Consider the following 8,669-nt stretch of genomic DNA (forward strand, 5'->3'; position numbering starts at 1 on the left):
ACCCAACTGTTTGCCGGAGGTTCCCTGCCGCCTTTCTGGCGAGGCCGCCCGGACGAGACAGGGATTATTGCCGTTCGATTGCAGTATCTACAACATCGTCTATATAATCTCCCATCTCGTTCTGGATAATCGGAATAATTGTTAATGCCGCCTATTTACGACTATGAGACGGACGTACGGCCCTCCGGGTCGGCGTAACGACCACTTCCATGCAAACGACACGAATCGCAGTCATCGGTGGCGGAATCGTCGGTTCGAGCGTCGCGTATCACCTCGGCGGGACGGCCGACGCGGACGTGACGGTCTTCGAACAAGGCAAACTCGCGGACGAGACGACGGCCGCCTCGGGCGCGTTCTGCGGTCTCTGGGGCGATGAATCGCCGGAATATCGTCTACTCAAGGCGTACGGCGTTCGCCTCTACAACGAGTTCCTCGCAGCTCCGCAGGCGAACACGTCGTACACGCTCGCCCCCCGCCTTGGAATCGCTTCAACACCGGAGAAGGCCCAAGAGATGAGAGCCGAGGCCCACGAGTACGCTTCCGGGCCGGTCGAGTTTGTCCCCGGCGATGAACTCGACGCGGAACTCCTCCACCCGGGACTGGATACATCCACTGTCGAGGGCGCACTCTACCGTCCGAACATCGGATTTCTCGACGCGACCGAACTCGCCGCGGAGTTCGTCGCACGGGCGCGAGATCGAGGTGTGACCTTCGAGACGGGTACTAACGTCGAGGACGTGACGACGAATGACGGGTCCGTGATGGGTCTGGTTGCCGACGGCGACTACCGCGAGTTCGACGCCGTCGTCGCCGCGGCCGGACCGTGGAACACCCACGTCGCGGGATTGGTCGACCTCGAACTTCCGATTCGACACACCCTCGGTCCAATTCTCGTTTTCGATCCGCCCGCAGGCGTCCCCTACGACACGTTCAGCGTCAAACACGCCGAGAGCGGCGTCTATTTCCGCCAGCAACCAGACGGAACCGTCTTCGCAGGTCACTATCCCGGCGGCTACGACGAGGCCGGACGCGACATCGACCCCGCCGACGCGCCGACTGCGGTCCCTGCGGACCTCCGCGAGAAGATTCGGTGCGTAGTCGAGACGTACTTCCCATGGACAGAAGGCGCGCGCGTCGCTGACGAGTGGGTCGGGGTGCGCTCGCTGACACCCGACGGCGGCGTGATTGCCGGTTGGACTGAGGTAGACGACTTCTACGTCACGGGATTCAACGCCGCTGGTATCCAACTCGCGCCGGTCATCGGACACGTCGTCGCAGAACAACTCCTTCGCGGAAATCCGACGGAATACTACGACGCGGTTCGGCTCTCGCGGTTCGATGGCTTCACCGACGTGTTTCGCGAGTGAGTGGCGTGGGGTGATCACCCTGAACGGCCTGATTGCTCTCTCCTGCCGCTCACTCGACCAACCGACTCACTGCGTCGGAAACGACTTGTGCGGTCTCGACTACCCCGTCCAGTTGGACGTACTCGCCCGTCCCGTGGACGTTCGCCCCGCTGGGTCCGACGATGACGGTCGGAATCCCGGCGCGGCCGCCGAGGTGGTTGAAGTCACCGATACTGGAGAAGTAGCCCACGTCGCGATCGGTGTCGAACAGCGTGCGGATGCTCTCGAAGAACGGTCGCACGAGCGGGTCGTCCCCGTCGGTCACGTAGGGTTGGAAGTACATGTCCGGCTCCGGCGTCTCCCGAAGTGACACGTCCACGTCGCTCTCCAAGTCGAGGCTGGCGACGAGTTGCTCCGCGTCCGCGAGGACGGATTCGGCCGTCTCGCCGGGCACGACGTGACGGTCGATCGCCATCTCACAGCGGTTGGGGACCGAGAGCGGTTCGCCTCCACCCTCGATGGAGAGCAGGCAGACGGAACCAGAACCGAGTTTCGGGTGCTGGCCGAGTTCCAACCCTTCGAAGGCCGTTGCGAGACGTGCGGCGTCGAGCGCGGCGTTCACCCCCATGTCCGGTTGCGATCCATGTGCGGCCGTTCCGGTGACAGTCACCTCGTAGAGGAAGCGGCCACGCGCGCCGAGGACGATGGCCGGGTTCTCGATGTCCTGTTGGGTGATGGTCGGCGCGGGTTCGGTGACGACGGCGAGGTCACAGTCGTCGGTGAGACCGTCTCGAATCGTCGCGTCGGTTCCGAGGCCGAACGGCCCCTCTTCGTCCACGACGGCCGTGAGAATCACGTCGCCGCGGAGGTCGCGCTTCGAGAGGGCCTCGAAGGCGACGAGGAGCGAGGCGAGGCCGCCTTTCATGTCGCACGCGCCCTGTCCGTACAGTTTACCGTCCTCGATGCGGCCCGAACATGGATCTTCAGTCCAACCGTCGACGTGCTGGACGGTGTCCATATGCCCGTTCAGGAGGACCGTCGGTGCGTCGGGGTCGGTGCCTTCGAGGCGGGCGACGACGTTGTTCCCCTCGAAGCCGGTGATTTCGGGCTCCGAGACGGCGTGGTACTCCGGGTCGAGGCCGCGCTGGTCCAGCCAGTCGTAGATGTACGTGGCGACCTCTTCTTCCTGGAAGAACGGGCTCGGAATTCGAACCACGTCCTGAAGCAACTCGACCGTCTCGTCGGGGTCTATCTCGTCAGCGATACCGGCGGCTGTCTCGGACGTCGTATCGGATGACATGGCGGGAGAATTACTCCAGTGCCTCCGCGAGCGCCTCGCCGAAGAGTTCGATACCGACCGACGCCTGTTCCTTCGTGATGGTGAGCGGCGGCGCGAATCTGACCGTGCTCTGGCCGCACGGGAGGATCATCAGACCGTGTCGCCAAGCGGTGTGCATGACCGCTTCCGAGAGGTCGCCGTCGGGTTCCCCCGTCTCGGGGTCGACGAATTCGGCACCGATCATCAAGCCGAGGCCGCGCACCTCCGCTATTTGCGGGAACTCCTCCGCGAGCGCGTCGAGTTCGCCCATCAGGTGTGCGCCGACCTCTGTCGCGTTGTCCAGGAGGTTCTCCTCTTCGATGACGTCGATGACGGCGTTCGCGGCCGCAGCGGCCACGGGATTCCCGTGGTACGTGCTCGCGTGCGTTCCCGCGCCCCACGTCATCACCGCTTCTTTGGCGACCATCGCGGACATCGGGAGACCGTTGGCGATGCCCTTCCCCATCAGGGTGATGTCGGGTTCGACGCCCCAGTTGTCCATCCCGAACCATTCGCCGGTGCGGCCGAATCCCGATTGCACTTCGTCGGCGATGAGGAGAATCCCGTGGTCATCCGCGAACTCACGGAGGCGCTCGTGGAATCCCTCCGGTGGCACGACGTAGCCCCCTTCGCCCTGTACGGGTTCGACGACGATACCCGCGATTTCGTCTACGGGGACGCGCGTCCGAATCAGGTCCTCGAAGGCGTCGAACGTCGCTTCCATCGCGGCCTCGTCGCTACCGTACTTTCCGGGTTTCGGGTACGGAATGTGGTCCACGCCGGGGACGAGCGGGCCGAAACCGCGCTTGTACTTCGTCTTGCTCGCGGTGAGTGAAAGCGCGCCCATCGTCCGCCCGTGGAACCCGCCTTCGAAGGCGATGAATCGGTGGCGGCCCGTGTGATGCCGCGCGAGTTTCATCCCTGCTTCGACCGCCTCCGCACCGCTGTTGCCGAAGAACACCTTCTTCGGGGAGTTACCGGGAGCAATCGCTTCGAGTCGCTCGGCTAGCCGCGTCGGCTCCGGGGAGTAGTAGTCGCAGAACGCCGGGTGGACCAACGAATCGAGTTGATTCTTCGCCGCCTCCACGACCTTCGGGTGTCGATGGCCGACGTTCGTCACCGCGATACCGCTGGCGAAGTCCCAAAAGCGGTTGCCGTCCACGTCGGTCACGTTCAGTCCCTGCGCACTCTCGACGGCGAGCGGGTACGCCCGCGGCGAACTCGGCGAGACGACCTCACCGTCCGCCTTGACGAGTCGCTTCGCCTTCTTTCCCGGCAGGTCCGTCACGATGTTTGGTCCCGCTACCGACCGATTGTCTTGATTGCTCATGGCACGGGGTCTGTTGTGCTGAGTATTAAATTATAGGGAAAAAGTTGTACCAGTTCGGAATGTGAACGGATATTATCCTGAATTGTCGAATGCGGACCGCGCGCGGATGAACGACAGTCATCGTACCAAAGGGTCGAGTGAGCCTCGGATGCGCCGCCGTCCACGACCCCTGCTCGACAATTATCGAAGAAAACTCAACAAATTGGAAAGCACTTATATACCCTATTCGTCTTACTACAATCATGGCCGACGTGAACCTCGATGAGAAAGATTTCGAGATACTCCGCTGGTTGGATCGAGAAGGCGACGTTGACGTGGACGTAGAGGAACTGAGTGACAAACTCGGCATCAGTCCCTCGACGGTCTACTACCGCATTGAGAAGTACCGCGAGCGGGGCATCGTCACGGGGGAGGTACCGCATATGGACCGGAAGAAACTCGGACTGAATCTCACCGTTATCAGCGAAATCAAGAGCGAGTACGGCCCCGGATACGACGATATTGGCGAGCGTCTCTCCAACATCTCCGGCGTCCAGACGGCGTACTTTATGGTCGGTGAGAAGTCGTTCATCCTCATCGCTCACCTCCGCGACCACGACCACCTCCAGCAGTTCATCGACGACATCATCCACACCGACGGGGTCTCCCACTCGGCTACGAACATCGTCCTCAAGACGTTCAAGGACGAACCCCGACTCCTCGTCAACTACGACGACGAGGACCTCGAAGCCCTCCGTTCCTGAGCCTCGAAGGTCGTTCGACAAGCGCTATTCGCGACCGACTTCGGATCTCCCATCTCCCCCTTTCTCATCCTCACTCCGTTCTCATCTTCACTTGTCCTCTTCTCACACACTGGATTCTTCTCTATCCCGCACCAATTCTACCGCCAGGTCGACTGCCAACTCGTACCACATATTGCACTATGATCAAAATATACCGATCTGAATTGTAATTGGTTCCGCTAGAGGAAGATAAAAATAGGATCGCTACAAATCAGGACAGCGATGACGAAGGTAACAGATTTGACGAACGCGATCTCGGGTGCTGTCGACAGCGGGGATAGCGTCTACCTCGGTGGGTTCACGCACCTCATCCCCTTCGCCGCGGGCCATGAGATTATCAGACAGGGGTACGAGGACCTCCACCTCATGCGGGCGACGCCTGACCTCGTCTTCGACCAGATGATTGCCGCCGGATGCGCCTCGGCAGTCACCTTCTCGTGGGCGGGCAACCCCGGCGTCGGGAGTCTTCGAGCGTTCCGTCGCGCAGTCGAGGACGGCGTCCCGAACGAGATAACCATCGACGAGTACTCGCACTTCGGCCTCGTCTCGCGTCTGTTCGCTGGTGCGCGTGACATGCCGTTCGTTCCCCTTCGGAGCCTCGTCGGGTCGAGTCTCCCGGAGCACAACGACAATATCCGAACCGTTCAGAACCCGTTCGCCCCCGACGAACAGGTCTGTGTCGTCCCACCGTTGAACCCTGACGTGTCCATCGTCCGGGGGCAGCGTGCGAGTCCCGAGGGCGACGCGCACCTCTGGGGAATCACCGGCGACGTGGTCGACGCGGCCTTTGCCGCCGACACCGTCGTTCTCTGCGTCGAGGAAATCGTGGACGCCGAGACGCTCCGAAGCGACCCCAATCGGACCGAAATTCCGGGGACCGTCGTCGACTACGTGGTCGAAGCGCCCTACGGATCGCACCCCTCCTACACGCAGGGGTATTACGGTCGCGACAACGCCGCGTACCTCGACTGGAACGAGATGTCGAAGACGCACGAGACCACCCAGGAGTGGCTCGACGAGTGGGTCTACGGCGTCGAAGACCGTCGTGAATACGTCGAGAAACTCGGTGCCGAGCGCCTCCTCGACCTCGAACCGACCCACGACTACGCCGAACCCATCGACATGGGGCGATACGCATGAGCGACCTCGACTACACCGACACGGAACAGATGATAACGCGCGCGGCGCTCGAACTGCAGAACGACGACACCGTCCTCGTAGGGGTCGGCGTCCCGAACCTCGCGTGTAACCTCGCCAAGCGGACACACGCGCCTGATCTCCAGATGATATACGAATCGGGGACCGTCGATTCGAACCCCGACGCGCTCCCGCTCTCCATCGGTGACCCGGTTCTCGCAACGGGCGCGCGAAGCATCGTTCCGATGTACGAGGGCTTCAGTCGCTATCTTCAGGCCGGACGTATCGACGTGGGATTCCTCGGCGGCGCACAGATCGACAAACGCGGTAACATCAACTCGACCGTCATCGGTGACTACGACGACCCAAAAGTACGGCTTCCGGGTAGCGGTGGGGCCTGTGAAATCTCCAGTAACGCCCATCGGACGCTCATCATCGCACCCCACCAGAAGCGCCGATTCCCCGAGGAGGTCGATTTCGTCACCTCGCCGGGGTACATCGAAGGACGCGAAGGCCGCGAGGAGGTGGGTCTCCGTGGCGGCCCCGAGGCGGTCATCACCGACAAGGCCGTGATGAAATTCGACGACAGCGGGGAGATGTACGTGGAAACGCTGCACCTCGGCGTCACCCGCGACGAGGTACAGGAGGCGACCGGTTGGGAGGTCCAGTTCGCCGACGACGTGACCGAGACGCCGACCCCCGACAACGACGAGATTCGACTCATCCGCGAGGAACTCGACCCCGACGGCATCTACACGGGTGGTGGCGACTAGTGCGTGACGTGGCACTCGTCGGCGCGGGGCAGAGTCCCTACGGGGAACACCCCGACGCTGGCATCAAGGAACTGTTCGAATCGGCCTACGACGCGATGGTCGGGTCGGTCGACCACGGATTCGACGCGGACGACCTCGACGGAGCCTACGTCGGCAGTCTCGGTGTCGGCGGCTACCAACTCGGCATCACGGGCGCGTCGCTGACGTCGCACCTCGGACTGACGGGGTTGCCGGTCCAGCGCGTCGAAAACGCCTGCGCCTCCGGCGGCTTCGCCCTGCTCGACGCGGTTCACGCCGTCGGGTCGGGCGCGAGCGACGCCGTCCTCGCGGGCGGCGTCGAGAAGATGCTGGACCTCAGCGGCGACCGATCGAAGTACTGGCTGGGCGTCAGCGGCGACACCGAGTACGAGCGTCTCGCGGGCATGACGTTCGCGGGCGTCTACGCCATCGCCGCCCGGCGATACCTCCACGAGACAGACGCCGAACACGAACACCTCTCGAAGGTCGCGGTCAAGAACCACGAGAACGGTGCGGTGAACCCCAAAGCCCAGTTCCAACGGGAAGTCTCGCTGGAGAAGGCGCAGGGTGCGCCGGAAATCGCCGACCCGCTGAACCTCTACGACGCCTGCCCGACGACCGACGGCGCGGCCTGCGCGATGGTCGTCCCGGCCGACGAGGCGCACGAGTACACCGACGACCCGGTGTACATCACCGGATTCGGCGGCGGCAGCGACCATCTCGCGCTCCACGACCGGGATACCATCACGTCGCTCTCGGCGGTCCGCGAGGCGGCCGACGCGGCCTACGACCGCGCGGGGAGAACCGCCGACGACATCGACTTCGCGGAGGTCCACGATTGCTTCACCATCGCGGAACTCCTCGCGTACGAGGACCTCGGATTCGCCGACCGCGGTGAGGGATGGCGACTCATCGACGAAGGTCGGACGCGACGCGACGGTGACCTGCCCGTCAACACGAGCGGCGGGTTGAAGTCGAAGGGTCACCCCCTGGGCGCGACCGGTATCGGACAGGTCGTGGAGGTGTTCGACCAACTCCGCAGCGACGCGGGCGAACGACAGGTCGATGGCAGCGTCGCCCTCTCGCACAACGTCGGCGGGTCCGGCGGTGCGGCGACCGTCTTCATCTACGAGGTGGACGCATGAGCGTCGGCATAACCGACTACGCCGTCTCGCTTCCGTCCTACCACGTCACCGCTGAAACGTACGAGGAGGCGTGGGGGCGATTCGCCGCGAGAATCGACCGCAAGACGGTCCTCTCCTACGACGAAGACGCCATCACGATGGCCACGGAGTCTGGGCGAGCGGTCGACGTAGAGGGCACGGAGACGCTCGCGTTCGCCACCACGTCGAATCCGCAGTCGGGGTCGTTGGTGAGTGGACCGCTCTCGCGGGCGCTCGGTATCGACGGGGCATGCCGGTCACTGGAGTTCGGCAACTCGTGGAAGGCAGGCCTCGAAGCACTCGACGTCGGACTCTCGTTCGGGTCGTCCCTCGTAGTCGCATCCGATGCGCCCGACGCTCCGCGAGACGAGGACGCCGAGCACGTCCTCGGTGCCGGGTCCGCGGCGTTCGTCGTCGGCGACGACCCGCTCGCGGTCCGCGTCGGAAGCGCCTACTACGTGGACGCCTACCTCCCGTCGAAGTTCCGAACGGACGGGCAGGTGACCGACCTCTCGCTCGGCGGGTACACGACCGAGGGTTTCGTGGAAGCGCTCTCGGTCGTCGTGGACGACGCTCTCGCCAAAGCGAACTGCGCGGCCGAGGATATCGACCACGCGGTGTTTCCGCAGGACGACGTGAAGATGTCGTGGCGCGGGGGCGACCGACTCGGATTCGACGCCGACCAGATGGGTGCCGGGTTCGTCGTCAAGCGCATGGGATTCGCGGGCGTCGCCTCGCCCCTCGTCGGTCTCTCCGCGGCCCTCGACGCCGCGGAGTCGGGTTCCAGAATCCTCGTCGCGGG

At 63.6% G+C, this 8,669-nt stretch carries 8 protein-coding genes; 6 read left to right on the plus strand and 2 right to left on the minus strand.

The genetic code is table 11. The features are described from left to right. Nucleotides 1–209 precede the first annotated feature (209 nt). Nucleotides 210–1,367 (plus strand): NAD(P)/FAD-dependent oxidoreductase, encoded by a 1,158-nt coding sequence (locus tag WBV42_RS09070; protein WP_423985734.1) that lies wholly within the window; start codon nt 210–212, stop codon nt 1,365–1,367. A gap of 49 nt (nt 1,368–1,416) precedes the next feature. On the opposite strand, the gene WBV42_RS09075 is transcribed toward WBV42_RS09070, so the two are convergent. Continuing rightward, nucleotides 1,417–2,646 carry a M20 family metallopeptidase gene (locus tag WBV42_RS09075; protein ID WP_423985735.1) on the minus strand — a complete coding sequence of 410 codons (1,230 nt, stop codon included), beginning with the start codon at nt 2,644–2,646 and terminating at the stop codon, nt 1,417–1,419. Nucleotides 2,647–2,656: 10 nt separating this feature from the next. Next, on the minus strand, nt 2,657–3,994 hold the full coding sequence (locus tag WBV42_RS09080) for an acetyl ornithine aminotransferase family protein (RefSeq protein ID WP_423985736.1): 1,338 nt from the start codon (nt 3,992–3,994) through the stop codon (nt 2,657–2,659). A 242-nt stretch (nt 3,995–4,236) separates the two neighbouring features. On the opposite strand from WBV42_RS09080, the gene WBV42_RS09085 reads away from it, so the two are divergent. The 5 genes from WBV42_RS09085 to WBV42_RS09105 form a co-directional block, all read left to right on the plus strand. Further along, nucleotides 4,237–4,737 (plus strand): Lrp/AsnC family transcriptional regulator, encoded by a 501-nt coding sequence (locus tag WBV42_RS09085; RefSeq protein WP_253225684.1) that lies wholly within the window; start codon nt 4,237–4,239, stop codon nt 4,735–4,737. Between the two features lie 261 nt (nt 4,738–4,998). After that, a complete protein-coding gene (locus tag WBV42_RS09090; RefSeq protein ID WP_423985737.1) occupies nt 4,999–5,916 on the plus strand; it encodes a CoA transferase subunit A in 918 nt (305 codons plus the stop codon). After that, complete coding sequence (locus tag WBV42_RS09095) at nt 5,913–6,686, plus strand: CoA-transferase subunit beta (protein ID WP_423985738.1); 774 nt, start codon at nt 5,913–5,915, stop codon at nt 6,684–6,686. Before WBV42_RS09090 ends, WBV42_RS09095 begins: the two co-directional genes overlap by 4 nt. After that, nucleotides 6,686–7,849 carry a thiolase domain-containing protein gene (locus tag WBV42_RS09100; RefSeq protein ID WP_423985739.1) on the plus strand — a complete coding sequence of 388 codons (1,164 nt, stop codon included), beginning with the start codon at nt 6,686–6,688 and terminating at the stop codon, nt 7,847–7,849. The genes WBV42_RS09095 and WBV42_RS09100 overlap by 1 nt, the downstream gene beginning before the upstream one ends. Further along, the coding region (locus tag WBV42_RS09105) for a hypothetical protein (protein WP_423985740.1) at nt 7,846–8,669 on the plus strand (824 nt) is incomplete at its 3' end. The genes WBV42_RS09100 and WBV42_RS09105, both read left to right, overlap by 4 nt.

The sequence above is a fragment of the Haladaptatus sp. genome (assembly GCF_049589095.1).
Taxonomy (GTDB): domain Archaea; phylum Halobacteriota; class Halobacteria; order Halobacteriales; family Haladaptataceae; genus Haladaptatus.

Excerpts from the sequence above, each read along its gene's own strand:
- WBV42_RS09070 (WP_423985734.1), top strand. The coding sequence starts at position 210 with ATGCAAACGACACGAATCGCAGTCATCGGTGGCGGAATCGTCGGTTCG.
- WBV42_RS09075 (WP_423985735.1), bottom strand. The coding sequence starts at position 2,646 with ATGTCATCCGATACGACGTCCGAGACAGCCGCCGGTATCGCTGACGAG.
- WBV42_RS09080 (WP_423985736.1), bottom strand. The coding sequence starts at position 3,994 with ATGAGCAATCAAGACAATCGGTCGGTAGCGGGACCAAACATCGTGACG.
- WBV42_RS09085 (WP_253225684.1), top strand. The coding sequence starts at position 4,237 with ATGGCCGACGTGAACCTCGATGAGAAAGATTTCGAGATACTCCGCTGG.
- WBV42_RS09090 (WP_423985737.1), top strand. The coding sequence starts at position 4,999 with ATGACGAAGGTAACAGATTTGACGAACGCGATCTCGGGTGCTGTCGAC.
- WBV42_RS09095 (WP_423985738.1), top strand. The coding sequence starts at position 5,913 with ATGAGCGACCTCGACTACACCGACACGGAACAGATGATAACGCGCGCG.